We start from the raw sequence: 18107 nt of genomic DNA on the forward strand, positions 1-18107 counted from the left end.
GGCAGGGAGGAAAACCGGCCATGATGCAGATGCCCCCACCCGACGCGACGGTCCTGTCGCGCAGGCAGGCGATCACCGACGCGCTGAGGGCGGCCCTGCCCGGCGCGGTCATCGACGACCCGGCCGAGACGCGGGCCTATGAATGCGACGCGCTGTCGGCCTATCGCTGCGCGCCGCTGGCCGTGGTGCTGCCGCGCAGCACGGACGAGGTGTCGCGCCTGCTGCGCCTGTGCCACGACCTGCGCGTGCCGGTTGTGCCGCGCGGCGCGGGGACCAGCCTGGCGGGCGGCTCCATGCCCACCGCGGACGCGGTCGTCATCGGCCTGTCGCGCATGACCGAGGTTCTGGAGATCGCCCCCGAGGACCGGCTGATCCGGGTGCAGGCGGGGCGCACGAACCTGTCTGTCTCGGGCGCGGTGGACGGCTTGGGCTTCTTCTATGCGCCCGATCCGTCCAGCCAGCTGGCCTGCGCCATAGGTGGCAACATCGCGATGAATTCGGGCGGCGCGCATTGCCTGAAATACGGGGTCACCACCAACAACCTGCTGGGCGTCACGGTCGTGCTGATGGACGGGTCGGTCGTGCGCTTGGGCGGCCCGATGGGCGAGGGGCCGGGGCTTGATCTTCTGGGTGTCGTCTGCGGGTCCGAGGGCCAACTGGGCATCGTGACCGAGGCGACGCTGCGCATCCTGCCCAGGCCCGCCGGCGCGCGCCCCGCGCTGATCGGCTTCGACGCGGCCGAGACGGCGGGCGCCTGCGTCGCCGCGATCATCCGCGCGGGCATCATCCCCGTTGCGATCGAGTTCATGGACGCGCCCTGCATCAAGGCCACCGAGGAATTCTCGGGCGCGGGCTATCCCGACTGCGAGGCGCTGCTGATCGTCGAGGTCGAGGGCACGCCCCCCGAGATCGCCGAGCAGTTCGCCCTGATCCGCGAGATCGCGATGACCTTCGACCCGGTCGAGTTCCGCGAGAGCCGGTCGGACGACGAATCCGCCCGCATCTGGAAGGGCCGGAAATCGGCCTTCGGCGCGATGGGCAGCATGGGCGACTACATCTGCCTGGACGGCACCATCCCGGTCACGGCCCTGCCCACGGTCCTGGCGGGCATCGGCGATCTGTCGCGGCAATACGGCTTGGCCGTGTCGAACGTGTTCCATGCGGGCGACGGCAACATGCACCCGCTGATCATCTATGATGCCAACAAGCCGGGCGACCTGGACCTGGCTGAGGCCTTCGGCGCCGACATCCTGCGCCTCTGCGTCAAGGTCGGCGGCTGCCTGACCGGAGAGCATGGCGTGGGCATCGAAAAGCGCGACCTGATGAGCGAACAGTTCGCCCCTGCGGATCTTGAGGCGCAGATGCTGGTCAAGGACGCCTTCGACCCGCATTGGCTGCTGAATGCCGCCAAGGTCTTTCCGCTGGATGTCAGCGCCCCCCGGCGCGACCGCCGCCTGAACCGGCCCGCCGATGCGGCCTGAGACCGAGGCGCAGCTTGCGCAGATCATCCGCGATGCCCGCGAACCTTTGTCCGTGACCGGCGGCGCCACGCGCCACTGGCCCGGTGCGGGGCAGGGCGCGCGGCTGGACATGACCGCCCTGACCGGCGTGACGCTCTACGAGCCCGAGGCGCTGACCCTGGTGGTGCGCGCGGGCACGCCCCTCAGCGCGGTGCAGGACATCCTGGCCGCCGAAGGACAGATGCTGGGCTTCGAGCCGTCGGGCGCCCCCGGTTCCACCATCGGCGGCGTGGCCGCGACCAATGCCAGCGGCCCGCGCCGCGTGCAGGCCGGGGCCGCGCGCGACGCGATGATCGGGGTGCGCTTCGTCGACGGGCAGGGACAGGTCGTCAGCAATGGCGGGCGGGTGATGAAGAACGTCACCGGCTATGACTTGGTCAAGCTCATGGCGGGCAGTCGCGGCACCCTGGGCGCGCTGACCGAGATCAGCTTCCGCACCGCCCCGATCCCACCCGCGACCGCGACGCTGGCGCTGGCGGAGCTGGACGCGGCGGCGGCCATCCCGGCGCTGTCCAGCGCGCTTGGCGGGCCCTTCGACGTCTCGGGCGCGGCCTGGCGGCCCGGCCAGGGCGCGTTGATCCGGCTGGAGGGGCTGGCCAATTCGGTCAAGGCCCGCGCGGCCGACCTGACCGCGCGCCTGCAGGCCTTCGGCACGGTGACCGAGGGCGATCCGGATGCCTGGGGTCTTCTTCACGCAAATATCCACGATCCCGCCCTCGACACCTGGCGCATCATCTGCCGGCCAAGCGAGGCGCCCGCGCTGCTTGCCCACCTGCCCGACCCGCTGTCGCTGGATTGGGGCGGCGCGCTGATCCATGTCGCGATGCCGAAGGGGCAGGCGCCGGATCTGCCCGCCTTCTCGGGCCATGCCCGGCGGATCGCCGGGGCGCCCGCGATCCTGCCCGCCCCCGACGCGCTGACCGCCCGGCTGGAGCGCGAGTTGCGGGCGCGCTTCGACCCGCGCGGCCTTTTTGGAAGTCAGGACTGATGCAGACCCATTTCTCGCCTGAACAGCTGTCCGATCCGATGACCGCCCGGTCGAACAAGGTGCTGCGGACCTGCGTGCATTGCGGCTTCTGCACGGCGACCTGCCCGACATATCAGGTGCTGGGGGATGAGCTGGACAGCCCCCGCGGCCGCATCTACCTGATCAAGGAGATGCTGGAATCCGGCCGTCCCGCGGATGAGAAGACCGTCAAGCATATCGACCGCTGCCTGGGCTGCCTCTCCTGCATGACGACCTGTCCCTCGGGCGTGCATTACGCGCATCTGCTGGAACATGCCCGCGAGCATATCGAGGAGACCTATCGCCGCCCGGTCATGGACCGCCTGCTGCGTTGGGTGCTGACATTCGTGCTGCCGCATCCGGGCCGGTTCCGGCTGGCGCTGATGGGCGCGCGGATCGCGCGGCCCTTCAAGGGGTTGATGCCCGACCGGCGCCTGCGCGCGATGCTGGACATGGCGCCGAAGTCCATCCCTGCGGCCAGCCGCAACGACGTCGGTCAGACCTTCCCGGCCCAAGGCACCCGCCGCGCGCGGGTCGCGCTGATGGTCGGCTGCGCGCAGCGGGCGCTGAACACCGACATCAACGACGCCACCATCCGCCTGCTGCAGCGCGCGGGCGTGGAGGTCGTGATCCCGCAGGATTTCGGCTGCTGCGGCGCGCTGACCCTGCATATGGGGCAGGAGGCCGACGGCAAGGCGCGGGCCCGCGACAGCATCCGCCGCCTGCTTGCGGCCGAAGAGGGGGGCGCGCTGGACGCGGTGATCATCAACACCTCGGGCTGCGGGACGACGATCAAGGATTACGGCCACCTGTTCAAGGGCGACCCGATGGAGGCCGACGCGCGGCGCGTGGCGGGCTTGGCCCGCGACGTGACCGAGTTCCTGCTGGGCCTGGGCCTGCCCGCGCGGTCGGGCGATCAGGGGCAGGGGATGCGCGTCGCCTATCATTCCGCCTGCTCGCTGCAGCACGGCCAGCAGATCAAGGCGGCGCCCAAGGACTTGCTGTCGGGCATGGGCTTCACCGTGCTGGAGCCCGCTAACCCGCATCTGTGCTGCGGATCGGCAGGCACCTACAACCTGCTGCAGCCCGAGCTGTCGTCCGAGCTGAAGGCGCGCAAGGTCGAGACGCTGGAGGCCATCGCGCCCGAGGTGATCGCGGCGGGGAACATCGGCTGCATGATGCAGATCGGCGGCGGCACGCGGGTGCCGGTGGTGCATACGGTCGAACTGCTGGACTGGGCCACGGGCGGGCCGAAACCGGCCGCATTGGGGTCTTGAAACGCGGTTCGGGCGGCCTAGATTCAGGAAACCGGCGGCCATGACGGCGTCGGTTTTCCAGCCCGCCCGGTTTCGGGGGGCGACATCGACATCGCTTTGAACAGGATGTGACCCATGCGTAATTTCGACCTGACCCCCCTCTATCGTGCCTCCGTCGGTTTCGACCGTCTGGCAGACGTGATGGACCGGGCCCTGTCCGCCGACGTGGCGACGACGACCTATCCGCCCTACAACATCGAGAAGACCGGCGAGGATGCCTATCGCATCTCGATCGCCGTGGCCGGCTTCGCGGCAGATGATCTCAATGTCGAGGTTCGTGATGGCGCGGTGATCGTCTCGGCCCGCAAGCCCGAGACCGAGGATGACGGCCGCACCTACCTGCATCGCGGCATCGCGACCCGCGCCTTCGAGCGCAAGTTCGCTTTGGCCGACCATGTCCGCGTCGATGGCGCCAGCCATGCCGACGGCATGCTGCACATCGACTTGGTCCGCGAGATCCCGGAGGCGCTGAAGCCGCGCCGGATCGAGATCGCCAAGAGCGCCGCGGTGGGCAAGCTGGCCTCCTGAAGGCTGCGTCCCGCGACGGCCGGGGGGCCAGCCCCCCGGACCCCCCGGCCGCCCGCCATCCGATGGAAAGGCCGCGTCACCCGACGCGGCCTTTTTGCGGTCACAGCCTGCGGCGCGCACGCAGGGCCGCGGTGATGGTTCCGTCGTCGAGATAGTCCAGTTCGCCACCGATCGGCACGCCCTGGGCGAGGCCGGTCACGGTCACGCCCGATCCCTCCAGCGCATCGGCGATATAGTGCGCGGTCGTCTGCCCGTCCACGGTGGCGTTCAGCGCCAGGATGACCTCTCCGATGGCCTCCTCCTGGATGCGGGCCAGCAGGACGGGGATGCGCAGATCGTCGGGGCCGACCTCGTCCAGCGCCGAGAGCGTCCCGCCCAGAACGTGATAGCGGCCGCGAAACGCCCGGCCCCGTTCCAGCGCCCAGAGATCGGCCACGTCCTGCACCACGCAGATCTCTCCGGTGGCGCGGGCCGGATCGGTGCAGATCGCGCAGGCCTCGCGGTCGGTGATGTTGCCGCAGACCACGCATTCGCGTGCGGTCTGCGCCACGCGCTCCATCAGGGCGGCCAGGGGCGCCATCTGCTGGCTGCGGCGACGCACCAGCTGCAGCACGATGCGCCGGGCCGATCGCGGGCCCAGCCCGGGCAGCCGGCCCATCAGCGCGATCAGCGCCTGGATGTCGTCGCCGCCCTGCTCCATGGGCGTCAGAAGGGCAGCTTCATGCCGGGGGGCAGGCCCAGACCCTCGGTCATGCGGGCCATTTCGGACTGCATCCGCTCCTCGGCGGCGCGCTGCGCCTCCTTGATCGCGGCCAGGATCAGGTCCTCGACCACCTCCTTCTCGGACGGCACGAAGATCGACGGGTCGATCTCCAGCGCGGTCAGCTCTCCCTTGGCGGTGCAGGTCGCGCGTACCAGGCCCGCGCCGGATTCCCCGGTCACGGTGATGCGGGCCATCTCCTCCTGCATCTGGCCCATCTTGTCCTGCATGTCCTTAGCGGCCTTCATCATCTTGGCCATGTCGCCAAAGCCGCCCAATCCCTTGATCATCGCTCAGTCCTCATCCTCGAAGGGGTCCCATTCCTCGACCTCGGCCACGGGGCCTGCGGTCTGGCCGTGCGGGTCGTCGGCGCCATCGGCCTCGATCTCGGCGGCCTGCGGGTCCAGGCGCCGGACGCCGGTCAGCGTCGCGCCGGGAAAGGCCGCCAGAACCTGCTGCACGATGGGCAGCGCCATCGCGCGGTCGCGGGCGGCCCGCTCCTCGGCCTCGCGCAGCTGCGCGATGGTCGGGGCGCCGTCCTCGTTCGTTACGGTCACGGCCCAACGCTGGCCGCCGGTCCAGCCGCGCAACCGCTCGGCCAGACGCTGCGCCAGATCGGCAGGCGCGTTGCCGCGGGGCTGGAACTCGATCCGGCCGGGGCTGTAGCGCACCAGCGCGACGTGCCGCTCGACCAGCACCAGAAGCGTCATGTCGCGCATGCGCGCGATCAGCTCGACGACCGACGCGAAATCGGGAAAGCCCTCGACCAGCTCGGGCGCCACGGCCAGGGCCTGCGCCGCGGAGCCGTGCGCCCGGACCGCCGTCGCGGCGCGGGCGCGGCGCATCGCCTGCGGGGCTTGGCCGGCCTGCGTGCCCGCCACCGCAGGTCCGCGGGCGAACTCGCCTGCGGCCTGCGCCTGCTGGACGCGGCGGATCAGCGTCTCGGGGTCGGGCAGGTCGGCCACATGGGTCAGGCGGATCACCGCCATCTCGGCCGCCATCATCGCGTTGGGCGCGGCCGAGACCTCCTCCAGCGCCTTGAGCAGCAGCTGCCACATGCGCGACATGACCCGCATCGGCAGGCGGTCGGCCAGATCCTTGCCGCGCGCCCGTTCGTCCGGCGCGATCGTCGGGTCCTCCAGCGCGTCCGGCGTGATCTTCACGACCGAAATCCAATGCGTGATCTCGGCCATGTCGCGCAGCACGGCGACCGGATCGGCGCCGTCGGCATACTGTCCCTGAAGCTCGGTCAGGGCCGCGGCCGCGTCGCCCCGCATCACCATCTCGAACAGGTCGATGACCCGCCCCCGGTCGGCCAGGCCCAGCATGGCGCGCACCTGGTCGGCGCCGGTCTCCGCGCCGCCCGCCCCGTGGCTGATCGCCTGGTCCAGAAGGCTGGTCGCGTCACGGGCCGAGCCTTCCGCCGCCCGCGTGATCAGCGCCAGCGCATCGTCTGCGATGGACGCGCCCTCGGCCGTGGCGATGCGCCGCAGCAGGGCGATCATCACCTCGGGCTCGATCCGGCGCAGGTCGAACCGCTGGCAGCGCGACAGGACGGTGACCGGAACCTTGCGGATCTCGGTCGTGGCGAAGATGAACTTCACATGCGGGGGCGGCTCCTCCAGCGTCTTCAGCAGCGCGTTGAACGCGCTGGTGGACAGCATGTGGATCTCGTCGATGATGTAGATCTTGTAGCGCGCGGATGCCGCCCGGTAATGCACCGATTCGATGATCTCGCGGATGTCGCCCACGCCGGTGCGCGATGCCGCGTCCATCTCCATCACGTCCACATGGCGACCCTCGGCGATGGCCACGCAATGCTCGCAGATGCCGCAGGGTTCGGTGGTGGGGCCGCCCTGGCCGTCCGGGCCGATGCAGTTCATGCCCTTGGCGATGATGCGCGCGGTCGTGGTCTTTCCGGTGCCGCGGATGCCGGTCATGATGAAGGCCTGCGCGATCCGGTCGGCGGCGAAGGCGTTCTTCAGGGTGCGGACCATCGCGTCCTGGCCAACCAGGTCGGCGAAGGTCTCGGGCCGGTACTTCCGGGCCAGAACCTGATAGGCGGGCTTGGTGTCGGTCATCGGTCCCTCGGGCGTCGCGCCACCTTAGCGGGCGCGGGCGGGGGCCACAACCGGGTGGGGCCGCGACGCGGGTTCAGGCGATGAGGGCGCGGTCCAGCGCGATCATCGCCGCATGGGTCCGGTTGCGCGCGCCCAGCTTGCGGCACAGCGTCTTGACGTGCAGCTTGACCGTGACCTCCTGCAGGTCCAGGTCCTGCGCGATCTTCTTGTTGGACTTGCCTTGGCACAGGCCGGACAGGACCTGATTCTCGCGCCGGGTCAGCGGGCCCGAGGCCTTTGGCTCCTCGGCGGCCATAAGGTCGTAGGGGGCGAAGACCCCGCCCGCGACGATGAAGTGGATCGCGTCCGCCAGGGACCGTCCAGTCAGCGTCTTGGGCAGAAAGCCCCGCGCGCCCGCCTGCAGCGCCTGCCGCGCGACCTGCGCCGAGGCGATCCCCGTCAGCATCACGACGGGCGCCGCGCCCATCGCGGCCTGCATCCGCGATCAGAACCCGCATTCCCCTCGACCTTTCGCGTCAACGCGCCCGACTGACCCGCTAAGGGGCACATCCGTCATTCCTGCATGCCAGCTTTTCAGGCGGTCGTGGTGGGCAAACTGTCCAGCATTTTCCGCAACTCCGACCAGTCCGGCGGCGTGCCCCTCGGATGGGCGCTGCGCAGCGCCTCCTCCAGCCGGATCAGCGCCGCGCGAATGTCGCCCAAGCCCCCGACGGCCGCGCTGCCCGCCATGCGATGGACCAGCGCGCAGGCCTCGCGCGGCGTCATCCCCGCCTCCAGGGATGTCAGGCCGTCGTGCAACTCGGCCGCGATCCGGTCCATCAGCGCCCGCGCGCCCTCGGGGCCAAGGGTCGCGGCCACGCCAAGCCCGGGCGGGGCACCCGCCGCCGGGGTGGCGTGCAGGATCCGGGCCAGCTCGGCGCGCTGCAGGGGCTTGACCAGCACCTGATCCATCCCGGCCTCCCGGAAATGGGCCAGATCCTCGTCCATCGCATGCGCGGTCAGGGCGACGATCGGGGTGGCGCGGTTCGGTCCCGTGGTGCGGATGCGGCGGGTCGCGTCGGCGCCGTTCAGGCCGGGCATGCTGATGTCCATCAGGATCAGGTCGAACCGGCGAAGCGCCGCCGCGCGCACCCCCTCCCGCCCGTCGCAGGCCTCGGTCACCGTGCATCCCTCCAGGCGCAGCATCTCTCCGGCGACCAGGCGGTTGGTCGGATTGTCCTCGACCATCAGCACGTCGAGACACGCACCGCGGGTTAGGCCCGCGGCACGCGGCCCGCCTTCCGGCGCGGCCCGCTCCGCCCGCGGCAGGGGCAGCGCGACCATGAAGGCCGTCCCTTGGCCCGATTCGCTGGCCACGTCGATCGTCCCGCCCATCGCCTCGACCAAGCCCTTGGCTATGCTGAGGCCCAGCCCGGCCCCCTGCACCTTGCGGTCGAAGGTCGGATCCAGGGTCACGAACTCGTCGAAGATCCGGCCCAGGTCCTCCTCGGCCATGCCGATGCCGGTATCCGTCACGCGCGGCTCGACCATGTCGTCGCGCTGCTCCAGCTCGACCGCGACCTGGCCGCCGTGGGTGAACTTGATGGCGTTGCCGATCAGGTCCACGGCGATCTGCTCGACCCGCGTCGGATCGGCCGGCACCAGCCGCCCGGACGCGCCCTGACAGTCCAGCGCCAGGCCGTTGCCCCGGGCCTCGGCCTGCTGGCGCAGGCTCTCGACCGCCTCGGCCAGCAGCGCGGCCAGATCGACCGGCACCGCCGTGAGGTCGATCCGGTCGCGCCCCGCGCGCGATGCGTCCAGCACGTCGTTGATATGGCGCAGCAGCATCTGCCCGGAATGTTCCATCGCTGCCAGATAGCGGGTCTTGCGCGCGTCCAGCGTCGTGTCGCGCGCATCCGCAGTGACCGACAGCGACAGCTCGACCAGGATGATCCGGCCCGACTGGTGCTGGGCGGTGGTGCGGATGATGCCCCGACCGCCGGCGTCCCGCGCCCCTCCGCGGATCTGGGCCAGCAGCGCGCGCACCGTCGCGCGCTGATCGGGCGGGGTCAGCAGCTCGACCACATCCGCGCCGATGGCGGTCTTGGCGTTATAGCCGTAGATGCGCTGCGCCGCGCTGTCGTAGCCCTGGAACCGGCCGTCGGTCTGCGCCACCAAGATGGCGTCGATCAAGGCCTCGACCAGGGAGTGCAGCCGGCTGCGGGCCGCGGTGATCCGCTGCGTCTGCATGCGCGCGGCGCGGAACATCCAGAACAGCCCCGCCAGCGTCCCGCTGAGCACCAGGAACAGCGGCACCACCAGCAACGACAGCCGCGTCAGCGCCGCGGCCACCGCCTCGCGCCGGCTGTCCGAATCCTGCGCAAAGAGTCGTACCCCCTCCAGGGAGATGCTGCGCAGCTCGGGCACGGCCAGCGCGACCTGCGGCCCGATCTCGGGCGCGGCGGCGGCCAGCACCGCGTCCGGCGCGTCGATCAGCGGGATCGCCGCGTCCAGCATGGCCTGGACCAGGGACAGATGCGTCCCGATGTCGCCGCTGGCGCGCGGCGCCGCGAATCCCTCTCCGTGCCGCAGGGTCTGGACGCCGCCGACCCCGCCGCCGGACGGCTGCGGTCGCGGCGGCGGGGTCCTCCATCTCGGACAGGGCGCGCTGGAGGGACAGGATCTCGACTTCGGTCTGGGCCAGGAACCATTGGGTGCTGTCCGAATTGGCGGTGCCCCAGCTGGTCGATCTGCCGGCGGGCGTCGATCTGGAACATCCAGATCGTCACCGCCAGCGCCGCCACCGCCAGCCCGAACAGCGCCGACAGCGCATAGACGCCGCGCGACAGTCCCTGCGGACGGATCGCCCAGCCTGTCGTCATTCGGCCACCGCCAGCCGGTCCAGCTGCCAGATGCTGCGCGAATAGACGACCTCCGAGCGCAGCTCCGGATCGCTGTCATAGGGATAGACGATCCACAGCGGCCCCTTGTCGCGCACCGCCAGCGTCCGGCCGTCCACCCGATAGGCGACGATGGGATGGTCGTCGGTCATCTCGTCCAGGGGGATCTGGACGGCATAGTCGTTGATGGCGGTCGCCATGACCGCGCCCTTGGTGATGCCCGCATCGGCCAGAATGCGGCGCAGCGGCACGCGGGTGAACTCGGCCGGAGCCTCGGTCCAGATGGTCGAGGTGGTGAATCGTTCGGGCGCGAAGGCCTCCAGCGCGGCCAGGTCGTAGGTGCGGGTGGCCTTGGGGCCTGTGACCGACAGCAGCGGTCCTTCGGCCAGGGCGGGGCCGGGGCAGGCCAGCAGCAGGATCAGCGGGGCGACGATCGTCATGCGATGTCCTTTCCTTCGGGGTTCAGGGCGTCCTCGCGAGCATTGTGCCAGCCCGGCGCGCGGCGGGCGCCGGCGCTTCGGGATAGGGACCTATCCGAAAGGCGAGGATCGCAGGAAAAGGTTGATAAAATCCTTCGCATCGAAGGAGCCGCGGGGGGCACCTATCCTTTCGCAGGGGGTCGGCTATGCCGATGCGCGCCGCGGGTATCCGTCCGCCGCCGCGACGCCGCGGCCCCGGCATGGCACAAGGAACCCACAGCAAACGGAGTGAGTGCCATGTTCCACCAGCGGTTCCCCCAGACCTCGACGTCGTTTCCGGCCTTCCCCGTCACGACCTTTCCCAGCCTGCCCGTCATCTCGGTCTTCGGGCTCAGCCGGGCGGGGCTGATGATGACGGCGACGCTGGCCAGCCTGGGATGCCGGGTCGTCGGCGTCGACGGCGACCCCGACAAGACCGGGGCGCTGGAGCAGGGCCGCTGCGACCTGCACAAGCCCGGCCTGCAGGAGATGCTGGACCACGGGCGCATCATGGGCCGCATCACGGTGTCCGATGATATCCTGACCGCCGTCGGCCGCAGCGAGATCACCCTAGTCACCCAAGGCCATGGCCTGGACGCCTTCGGCAGGCGCGACCCCTATCCGCTGATGGTGATGGGCCGCACCCTGGGCGCGGCGATCTGGCTGAAGGGCGCGGCCCACACGGTCATGCTGCACGCCCCCGACGCCCCGGAGCTCTGCGACGGCATCCTGGCCCCGGCGCTGGCGCAGGGTTTCGGTCGCGAGGCCCTCACCGGCTATCGCCTCTGCGCCATGCCCGCCCAACTGCGCGACGAGGCCGCGCTTGGCGCCTTGCGTCACGTCCTGGCCGACTTTCTACCGGCCGCACGCTGAGACGGCGCGCTGAAGGGCGGCATCCGCCCGGAGGATCATCATGACAGCGCTGACCATTGCCGCCTGCGACCTGCTGGCGCCGGACCGTCTCCGCACGATGCGGCGGGCGATCCGCGACCGCCTGCCCTCCGCGCGACTGCCCGGCCCGATCCGGCAGGCCGCCTGCCTGATGGAGGTGGCTGACGACTACGACGGCTTCCTGTTCGATGATGACGGTGTGCTGACCGAGGGCGACGCGGCGCGTCCCGGTGCCGTGGCCTGCCTTGCGGCGCCGCGCGCGACGGGCAGGCCGTTCCGCGTCCCGGCCACCGATGCGGGGTGCGCGCCGCAGGCCGCCCTGGCCCGGTTCCGCCGGATGGGCCTCGATCTGCGCGACGGAGAGGTGCTGTCGGCCCGGACCGCGGCGCTGTCGATGCTGGGCGGGTGGGGCTGGGGCGCGATCACCGCGCCGGGCGACGCGCTGGCCGATGCCGGGGGGCGGGTCCACGACCTGCTGGCGGACGGGGACTGGTCGGCGGCGCGGGGCATCGTCCTTCTGTCGGCCGCGCGGTGGGACGCAGTGCTTCAGGACCGGCTGGTGGCCTGCCTGCGCGCCCGGCCCCGGCCGGTCGTCGTCGCGGGACCCGACCTCACCGCCCCCCCGCGCGGGCGCGCTGTCGGCCGTGCCGGGCCTCTGGGCGCATGACCTGCACCAGCGCACCGGCATCGTGCCGCATGTCGCGGCCAAGCTCTGTCACACGCCCCGGGCGGCGGGGCTTGGCGGGCGCGTGGCGATGGTGGGCGACGTGCTGCATGTCGATGTGCCGGGGGGCAGGGCTGCAGGCTGCGACACGATCCTGGTGACCGGTCGCGGCGGTTCGGGCGCCATCCGCGACGGTGCCATCGCGCCCGATGTGGTGCTGCCGTCGCTCTGACCGCCGGCGGGGCGCCGTCATGCCGCTGTCACGCGCGGGGCCCTGCGGTTTGACCGGGGCGTGCGGCTGATCTAGCAGGGGTCAGGCCCGCGGCGGCGCCGGGGGTCCCATCGCACAGGATGCAACCGCCATGACGACCGCCCCCGATTCCCGCCCCAAGGGAACCCCGTCCGAGGTGTTCCGCACCTTCCTGAAATTGGGGCTGATCTCCTTCGGCGGCCCCATCGCGCATCTGGGCTATTTCCGGGACGAACTGGTGACGCGCCGCCGCTGGCTGTCCGAACAGGGCTATGCCGATCTGGTGGCGCTGTGCCAGTTCCTGCCGGGGCCGGCCTCGTCTCAGGTGGGCTTTGCCCTGGGCCTGATGCGGGCGGGATGGGGCGGGGCGGCGGCGGCCTTTCTGGCCTTCACGCTGCCCTCGGCGCTGATCCTGACGGTCTTCGCACTGACTGCGGCCTCGGTCGGCGGGCCGGTGGCGGGGGGCGCCTTGGACGGGCTGAAGATCGTCGCGGTCGCGATCGTCGCGCAGGCGGTCTGGGGCATGGCGCGCAGCCTGTGCCCGGACCGCGAACGGGGCAGCATCGCGGTGGCGGCGGTCGTGCTGCTGGCCATGCTGCCGGGGGCGGTGGGCATGGTCGGCGCCATCGCCGCGGGGGCGCTGGCGGGCCTGGCCCTGGGTCGCGGCACGGCGTCGGCGGGCGGGCGGCTCTCCGTGCCGGTCACGCGGCGGCAGGGCGGGATCGCGCTGGCGGTCTTTGCGGCGCTGCTGCTGGGCCTGCCGCTGGTGGCGGGGCAGGGGCAGGGGCTGGCGGTGATCGACAGCTTCTATCGCGCGGGCTCGCTGGTCTTCGGGGGCGGGCATGTGGTGCTGCCCCTGCTGGAGGCCGAGGTGGTGGGGCCGGGCTGGGTCACGCCCGACCGGTTCCTGGCGGGATACGGCGCAGCGCAGGCCGTGCCGGGGCCACTGTTCACCTTCGCCGCCTATCTGGGCGCGGTGCTGGAGCCATGGCCGAACGGGGTCCTGGGCGCGACGATCGCGATTCTGGCGCTGTTCCTGCCGGGGTTTCTGCTGCTGGTGGCGGCGCTGCCCTTCTGGGACCGGTTCCGCACCATGCCGCGCGCGCAATCGGCGATGCAGGGCGCCAATGCCGCGGTAGTCGGCATCCTAGGCGCGGCGCTCTATGATCCGGTCTTCACCGCCGCCATTGGCGACATGCGCGACCTGGCTCTGGCACTGGCCTGCTTCGTTGCGCTGGTCGCGTGGAAGGTCGCGCCCTGGATCGTCGTGCTGGCCGGGGCCGCCGGGGGCGTCGCGCTGCAGGTCATGGGATGAGGGAAAGGGTGAGAGGCTGGACTGCGACCCAAGCGGGGCTCGTTACGGCTGCTTCCTTCCGAACCTGACCGATTTGGCGAGGCGCCTGCCCGCGCCAACCTCTCGCGGCGATAGATAGGACGGGCGCGCGGCCGATGCAAGCCCATCCGCATCACAGCATCAGGCGCATCACCGCGAATCCGTCCTCGTCCAGCCCGACCGCCTGCAGCCGCTCGGGATCGGGCAGGGGGCGGGCCAGCGCGGCGGGGGACGTCTGGAACAGGACGCTGCTGCCGGGCTGGGCGACGAAGCCCCAGTTCGGACGCGCCGGCACGCGGATCTGCCGCTGGCGGCGGAGATAGCGGCGCAGCACGTCCTGGGTCAGCGCGTCGCGGTCCAGAAGGATGGTGTTGCGCGACACCAGCGGGCTGAACAGGCCGCAGCTGGCCAGGCGATAGGAATTGGTCGCCAGGACGAATTCCTGGTCGTCGGTGACGGGGCGGGTCTGCCAGGTCAGCTCGCGGATGCGCGTGGCCCCGTCATTGGCCAGCCGCCCGTCGGGATGGTATCGTGCCGGGGCGGACAGATCGACCCGCCAGCTGATCCCGTCGATCACGTCGAAATTGTAGACCGGAAAGTCGCGGTTCAGCAGCGGCATGTCGCGCGACCCGGGGGGGATGCGGTTGAACAGGCTGGCCGACCGCTCCAGCCAGCCGCGCAGCTGGGCGCCGGTGATGCGGATTGCGGTGATGCGGTTGGGGAAGGAGTAGAGGTCGGACAGGTGCCGGAGCGTCAGCGTCCCGGCCGGCACGTCGGTGAAGTGATGCGGCCCGCCCCGCCCGCCCGCCCGGTAGGGGGCCGAGGCCGACAGGACCGGCAGATGCGCATGGGCCGTGCCGGTCAGCCGCTGCCGCACATGCCAGCGCTGCGCGAGGTTCACCAGCCGCAGCCCGCAATCATGCCCCATGACCGAGAAATGGCTGTTCAGCGCCGATCCCGACCGGCCAACCCGCGCCGACAGCTGGCGCAGTGTGGCGCGATGCGCGGCCGCGATGGGGCGCGCGACCAGGGGCGCGGCGGGCATCTCCGCCGGCACCGGCTCGGCCCGCGCGGAGAAGCCCGCGAGCGTCGGGCGGCCGTCCGCGCCTTGGGCAAAGCGCAGGTCGATCACCCCCAGATGCGAGCCGCCATAGCCCGGCATCACCGCCGGCTTGCCCGACAGCGTGCCGCGCAGGGCGTCGATGCCGGGCCGGTCCTGCCAGCGGGGCGCGGGAAAGACCTCATGCGTGTGGCCCGCGATGACCACGTCCACGTCGGTCAGCGCGGCCAGCGCGTGGGCGGCATGTTCCATCCGCGGGGCGGCGTGGGGCGGGCCGATGCCGCTATGGGCCAGCGCGACGATGATGTCGGCGCCCTGCGCGCGCAGGCGCGGGATCTTGGCCGTCGCGCTGTCCAGGATGTCGTCGCTGCGCATCTGCGGGCGCAGGTCCTGGTCCCATTCCTCGGTCTGGGGCGGCAGGAAGCCGATCACGCCCACGCGCAGCGGCAGGCGCGTGCCGTCCGGGGTGGTCAGGTGGCGCGTGACGATGCAGGATGCGGCGAAGCCCGGCCCGCGATGCACCGTCAGGTTGGCGGCCAGCACCGGAAAGCGCGCCTTGGCCATCGTCCGGCGCAGGAAGGGCAGACCGAAGTTGAAGTCGTGATTGCCCAGGGCCGCCGCGTCATAGCCGAGCGCGTTCATCGCCGCGATGGCCGGATGCGTCCCCGCGAAGGGCACGTCGCGGCGCGCCGCCAGATCGCCCATCGGACCGCCCTGCAGGATGTCGCCGTTATCCAGCAGCAGGCAGGCCTGCGCCTCGCCGCGGCGCGCCTGGATCAGGCCCGCGATGCGCGCGAGGCCGATGCGGTCCGACGGCCGGTTCGCCAGATAGTCGTAGGGCAGCAGATGCATGTGCATGTCGCTGGTCGCCAGGATCCGCAGCACCATCCCGTCCGGGGCGGGATGCGCCGGATCGCCGTCGGGGAGGCGCATCGTGTTGCGGTCAGGCATCGTGAAACGGTGACCCTGCATCCGGGAGGTGACAGTCGCCCCGAAGGGCCGCGGCAGTCTCTTGGCCCATGGTTAACGCATCGTCGCGGCTGCCAACAACCTGAGATTGAGGCGCGCCACGGGAATTTTTTCCATCCGCCCCGACGGCCCGTCGCGGCGATGGATGAATTGGACATTTGGGCAGGGTCACAGCTGAGCGGGATCGTGGCAGTATGGAAAAATGTAGGCAGTGAGATTGCACGATGTTGACGAGTTGGTTGAACCCCTTGGCCGATCTGGACTATCAGCGATATGAGGGGGATTTTTCCCCCGATGTATCTGGTCCTGTCAGCAGGTTGTTAAAGATGAAGTTCTCGACGCGTATCGATGCGGACTTTCCGGCCGAGAGGCTGTTCGAGGCCGTCAGCAACTTCGATACGCTGGAACGGATGATGATCGGGCGGGGGGCCTCGGTCGCGCGGGTGGACCCATCGAGCGAGCCGGGCATCGGCATGGGCTGGGACATCGGCTTCGACTGGCGCGGCAAGGCGCGGCGGCTGCGCCTGGCGGTGACGCGCTTTGACCGCCCCGAGACCGTGACCATGGCCGGGCGTTCCGAGGCGCTGGACATCGGCCTTACCGTCACCGTCATCGCGCTGAGCCGCGCCCGCTCGCGCGCCATCGTCGAGACCGAGATCAGGCCCCGCAACATGAAGGCCCGGCTGATGCTGCAGACCGCCAAGCTGGGCAAGGGGCAGCTGGACCGCCGCTATCAGCGCCGGATCGAGGAACTCATCCAGCAGATGCGCGACCGTCAGCGCTGACGCTGCGCCTCACGCAGCGGATCGGCCGGATAGACGCCCAGGATGTCCAGGCTGGAGGTGAAGTAGCGCAGTTCGTCCAGCGCGCGGGCGACGTTGGCGTCCTCGGGATGGCCCTCGATGTCGGCATAGAACTGCGTCGCGGTGAAGACGCCGTCGACCATGTAGCTCTCCAGCTTGGTCATGTTCACGCCGTTCGTGGCGAACCCGCCCATCGCCTTGTAGAGCGCGGCCGGGATGTTGCGCACCCGGAAGACGAAGCTGGTCAGCATCCGCTCCGACCGGCGGGTCAGGTCGGCGGCGGGCGCCATGATCAGGAAGCGGGTCGTGTTGTTCTGCCGGTCCTCGATCTGGTCGGCCAGACGCTCCAGCCCATAGATCTCGGCGGCCAGGGGCGCGGCCAGGGCGGCCAGCGCGGGCTCGCCGCGTGCCGCGACCTCCTTGGCCGATCCGGCCGTGTCCGCGCCGGTCAGCGCGCGGATGGCGTGGCGGCGCAGGAAGCCCCGGCACTGGCCCAGCAGGACTGTGTGGCTCATCGCGTCGCGCACCTGATCCAGCGTGGTGCCGGGCACGGCCAGCAGGCTGATATGGACGCGCACGAAGGCCTCGTCGATGATCCGCAGGCCGGATTCGGGCAGCAGGTGGTGGATGTCGGCCACCCGGCCATAGGTCGAGTTCTCGACCGGCAGCATGGCCAGATCGGCCTCTCCGGCGCGCACGGCCTCGATCACGTCCTCGAAGGTGCGGCAGGGCAGGGTCTCCATGGCGGGGCGGGCGGCGCGGCAGGCCTCATGGCTGTAGGCGCCCGGCTCTCCCTGGAAGGCGATGCGATTCGTTGTCATGGCGCGGCCCCACCTGTCCGAAAATTCAGCGTGCCGGGGTAACTATACCTTGATCCCCGAAAGCGAAAGCGGATAGATACCGCACGACTTGACGAGCTTACCAAGGCGGGGACCGCACGCGATGTTCAATACCATGACCCTGACCAAGGCCGCAGGCGCCCTCATCGGTGCGCTGCTGTTCCTGATGCTGGCCAACTGGGCCGCAAGCGGCCTGTTCTCGGTCGGGCATGGCGGGGGACATGGCGATGAGGAGGTCGCGCAGGCCTATTCCATCCCGGTCCCCGAGACCGCCGAGGGTGGCGGCGCGGAGGAGGAGCAGATCGACTTCGCGGCCCTGATGGCTTCGGCCGATGCCGCCGCCGGAGAGCGGGAATGGGCCAAGTGTCGGTCCTGCCACGCGCTGGACGGCAGCGACGGCGTCGGCCCGCACCTGAACGGCGTCGTGAACCGCGCCACGGCCAGCGTCGCTGGCTTTGGCTATTCTAGCGCGATGACCGAGCATGCGGCCGAGTTCCCGACCTGGGATTACGACCACCTGCAGCGGTTCCTGGAGAACCCGCGCGGCCTGGTCTCGGGCACCGCGATGAGCTTTGCCGGCATCCGCGATCCGCAGGCCCGCGCGAACCTGATCGCCTATCTCGAATCGAATCCCTGATCGACGCGACCCGTCGTGACGACCCCGCAAACCCCGGCCCGCGCGCCGGGGTTTCTGCCATGAGCGTTCACGAAATCGCGGCTTGAAGCCCGGCCCCTGGCTGGCCTAGCCTC

The 18107-nt window shown here is 70.8% G+C and carries 18 protein-coding genes and 1 other RNA gene; 10 read left to right on the forward strand and 9 right to left on the reverse strand.

Annotated features, from left to right (window positions below; translation table 11 throughout):
- Positions 1-23: 23 nt before the first annotated feature.
- The 4 genes from AC2SGK_RS02060 to AC2SGK_RS02075 all read left to right on the forward strand — a co-directional run bounded on the left by AC2SGK_RS02060 (position 24) and on the right by AC2SGK_RS02075 (position 4370).
- A complete protein-coding gene (locus tag AC2SGK_RS02060) occupies positions 24-1481 on the forward strand; it encodes an FAD-linked oxidase C-terminal domain-containing protein (RefSeq protein WP_488322197.1) in 1458 nt (485 codons plus the stop codon).
- Entirely contained in the window at positions 1471-2508 is a 1038-nt protein-coding gene (locus tag AC2SGK_RS02065) for an FAD-binding protein (protein WP_488321944.1), read from the forward strand. Before AC2SGK_RS02060 ends, AC2SGK_RS02065 begins: the two co-directional genes overlap by 11 nt.
- Positions 2508-3803: a glycolate oxidase subunit GlcF gene (gene glcF, locus AC2SGK_RS02070; RefSeq protein ID WP_488321945.1), complete on the forward strand. Its 1296-nt coding sequence runs from the start codon at positions 2508-2510 to the stop codon at positions 3801-3803. Before AC2SGK_RS02065 ends, glcF begins: the two co-directional genes overlap by 1 nt.
- A gap of 114 nt (positions 3804-3917) precedes the next feature.
- Positions 3918-4370: an Hsp20 family protein gene (locus AC2SGK_RS02075; RefSeq protein ID WP_488321946.1), complete on the forward strand. Its 453-nt coding sequence runs from the start codon at positions 3918-3920 to the stop codon at positions 4368-4370.
- Positions 4371-4470: 100 nt separating this feature from the next.
- Here AC2SGK_RS02075 and recR read toward each other — a convergent pair whose 3' ends face one another.
- The 6 genes from recR to AC2SGK_RS02105 form a co-directional block, all read right to left on the reverse strand.
- Positions 4471-5070 (reverse strand): recombination mediator RecR, encoded by a 600-nt coding sequence (gene recR / locus AC2SGK_RS02080; protein ID WP_488321947.1) that lies wholly within the window; start codon positions 5068-5070, stop codon positions 4471-4473.
- A gap of 5 nt (positions 5071-5075) precedes the next feature.
- Positions 5076-5420, reverse strand: a complete 345-nt coding sequence (locus tag AC2SGK_RS02085) for a YbaB/EbfC family nucleoid-associated protein (RefSeq protein ID WP_488321948.1) — start codon at positions 5418-5420, stop codon at positions 5076-5078.
- A 3-nt stretch (positions 5421-5423) separates the two neighbouring features.
- Positions 5424-7211, reverse strand: coding sequence for a DNA polymerase III subunit gamma/tau (locus AC2SGK_RS02090; protein ID WP_488321949.1), 1788 nt, complete (start codon positions 7209-7211; stop codon positions 5424-5426).
- Between the two features lie 73 nt (positions 7212-7284).
- Complete coding sequence (locus tag AC2SGK_RS02095; protein WP_488321950.1) at positions 7285-7677, reverse strand: LuxR C-terminal-related transcriptional regulator; 393 nt, start codon at positions 7675-7677, stop codon at positions 7285-7287.
- 107 nt (positions 7678-7784) lie between these two features.
- On the reverse strand, positions 7785-9707 hold the full coding sequence (locus AC2SGK_RS02100) for an ATP-binding protein (protein ID WP_488321951.1): 1923 nt from the start codon (positions 9705-9707) through the stop codon (positions 7785-7787).
- Between the two features lie 361 nt (positions 9708-10068).
- Positions 10069-10530, reverse strand: a complete 462-nt coding sequence (locus AC2SGK_RS02105; protein WP_488321952.1) for a putative pterin-binding protein — start codon at positions 10528-10530, stop codon at positions 10069-10071.
- Positions 10531-10806: 276 nt separating this feature from the next.
- Here AC2SGK_RS02105 and AC2SGK_RS02110 point away from each other — a divergent pair, with 276 nt between their 5' ends.
- The 4 genes from AC2SGK_RS02110 to chrA all read left to right on the forward strand — a co-directional run bounded on the left by AC2SGK_RS02110 (position 10807) and on the right by chrA (position 13668).
- A complete protein-coding gene (locus AC2SGK_RS02110) occupies positions 10807-11421 on the forward strand; it encodes a hypothetical protein (protein ID WP_488321953.1) in 615 nt (204 codons plus the stop codon).
- Between the two features lie 40 nt (positions 11422-11461).
- Entirely contained in the window at positions 11462-12106 is a 645-nt protein-coding gene (locus AC2SGK_RS02115; protein ID WP_488321954.1) for a hypothetical protein, read from the forward strand.
- Positions 12084-12335, forward strand: coding sequence for an HAD hydrolase-like protein (locus AC2SGK_RS02120; protein WP_488321955.1), 252 nt, complete (start codon positions 12084-12086; stop codon positions 12333-12335). Before AC2SGK_RS02115 ends, AC2SGK_RS02120 begins: the two co-directional genes overlap by 23 nt.
- Before the next feature lie 130 nt (positions 12336-12465).
- Positions 12466-13668: a chromate efflux transporter gene (gene chrA / locus AC2SGK_RS02125; protein ID WP_488321956.1), complete on the forward strand. Its 1203-nt coding sequence runs from the start codon at positions 12466-12468 to the stop codon at positions 13666-13668.
- 7 nt (positions 13669-13675) lie between these two features.
- On the opposite strand, the gene ffs is transcribed toward chrA, so the two are convergent.
- Together ffs and AC2SGK_RS02135 are read right to left on the reverse strand one after the other, a co-directional pair.
- Positions 13676-13772: signal recognition particle sRNA small type (ffs, locus tag AC2SGK_RS02130), an RNA gene on the reverse strand.
- Between the two features lie 47 nt (positions 13773-13819).
- Complete coding sequence (locus AC2SGK_RS02135) at positions 13820-15679, reverse strand: bifunctional 2',3'-cyclic-nucleotide 2'-phosphodiesterase/3'-nucleotidase (protein ID WP_488321957.1); 1860 nt, start codon at positions 15677-15679, stop codon at positions 13820-13822.
- A gap of 362 nt (positions 15680-16041) precedes the next feature.
- Here AC2SGK_RS02135 and AC2SGK_RS02140 point away from each other — a divergent pair, with 362 nt between their 5' ends.
- The gene (locus AC2SGK_RS02140; protein ID WP_488321958.1) at positions 16042-16500 is read left to right on the forward strand and encodes a hypothetical protein; all 459 of its coding nucleotides are present in this window, start codon (positions 16042-16044) and stop codon (positions 16498-16500) included.
- Here AC2SGK_RS02140 and AC2SGK_RS02145 read toward each other — a convergent pair.
- Positions 16491-17339, reverse strand: a complete 849-nt coding sequence (locus tag AC2SGK_RS02145) for a prephenate dehydratase (RefSeq protein WP_488321959.1) — start codon at positions 17337-17339, stop codon at positions 16491-16493. The two genes, AC2SGK_RS02140 and AC2SGK_RS02145, sit on opposite strands and share 10 nt — an antisense overlap.
- Before the next feature lie 121 nt (positions 17340-17460).
- Here AC2SGK_RS02145 and AC2SGK_RS02150 point away from each other — a divergent pair, with 121 nt between their 5' ends.
- Positions 17461-17994 carry a c-type cytochrome gene (locus tag AC2SGK_RS02150; protein ID WP_488321960.1) on the forward strand — a complete coding sequence of 178 codons (534 nt, stop codon included), beginning with the start codon at positions 17461-17463 and terminating at the stop codon, positions 17992-17994.
- Positions 17995-18107 lie beyond the last annotated feature (113 nt).

The organism is Paracoccus sp. NIOT.M2S5SZ12, assembly GCF_057748165.1.

What these genes read in the sequence shown, in the direction of transcription:
- AC2SGK_RS02060 (WP_488322197.1), top strand. Translation starts at nt 24, where the DNA reads ATGCAGATGCCCCCACCCGACGCGACGGTCCTGTCGCGCAGGCAGGCG.
- AC2SGK_RS02065 (WP_488321944.1), top strand. Translation starts at nt 1,471, where the DNA reads ATGCGGCCTGAGACCGAGGCGCAGCTTGCGCAGATCATCCGCGATGCC.
- glcF (WP_488321945.1), top strand. Translation starts at nt 2,508, where the DNA reads ATGCAGACCCATTTCTCGCCTGAACAGCTGTCCGATCCGATGACCGCC.
- AC2SGK_RS02075 (WP_488321946.1), top strand. Translation starts at nt 3,918, where the DNA reads ATGCGTAATTTCGACCTGACCCCCCTCTATCGTGCCTCCGTCGGTTTC.
- recR (WP_488321947.1), bottom strand. Translation starts at nt 5,070, where the DNA reads ATGGAGCAGGGCGGCGACGACATCCAGGCGCTGATCGCGCTGATGGGC.
- AC2SGK_RS02085 (WP_488321948.1), bottom strand. Translation starts at nt 5,420, where the DNA reads ATGATCAAGGGATTGGGCGGCTTTGGCGACATGGCCAAGATGATGAAG.
- AC2SGK_RS02090 (WP_488321949.1), bottom strand. Translation starts at nt 7,211, where the DNA reads ATGACCGACACCAAGCCCGCCTATCAGGTTCTGGCCCGGAAGTACCGG.
- AC2SGK_RS02095 (WP_488321950.1), bottom strand. Translation starts at nt 7,677, where the DNA reads ATGGGCGCGGCGCCCGTCGTGATGCTGACGGGGATCGCCTCGGCGCAG.
- AC2SGK_RS02100 (WP_488321951.1), bottom strand. Translation starts at nt 9,707, where the DNA reads ATGCTGGACGCGGCGATCCCGCTGATCGACGCGCCGGACGCGGTGCTG.
- AC2SGK_RS02105 (WP_488321952.1), bottom strand. Translation starts at nt 10,530, where the DNA reads ATGACGATCGTCGCCCCGCTGATCCTGCTGCTGGCCTGCCCCGGCCCC.
- AC2SGK_RS02110 (WP_488321953.1), top strand. Translation starts at nt 10,807, where the DNA reads ATGTTCCACCAGCGGTTCCCCCAGACCTCGACGTCGTTTCCGGCCTTC.
- AC2SGK_RS02115 (WP_488321954.1), top strand. Translation starts at nt 11,462, where the DNA reads ATGACAGCGCTGACCATTGCCGCCTGCGACCTGCTGGCGCCGGACCGT.
- chrA (WP_488321956.1), top strand. Translation starts at nt 12,466, where the DNA reads ATGACGACCGCCCCCGATTCCCGCCCCAAGGGAACCCCGTCCGAGGTG.
- AC2SGK_RS02135 (WP_488321957.1), bottom strand. Translation starts at nt 15,679, where the DNA reads ATGCGCCTCCCCGACGGCGATCCGGCGCATCCCGCCCCGGACGGGATG.
- AC2SGK_RS02140 (WP_488321958.1), top strand. Translation starts at nt 16,042, where the DNA reads ATGAAGTTCTCGACGCGTATCGATGCGGACTTTCCGGCCGAGAGGCTG.
- AC2SGK_RS02145 (WP_488321959.1), bottom strand. Translation starts at nt 17,339, where the DNA reads ATGACAACGAATCGCATCGCCTTCCAGGGAGAGCCGGGCGCCTACAGC.
- AC2SGK_RS02150 (WP_488321960.1), top strand. Translation starts at nt 17,461, where the DNA reads ATGTTCAATACCATGACCCTGACCAAGGCCGCAGGCGCCCTCATCGGT.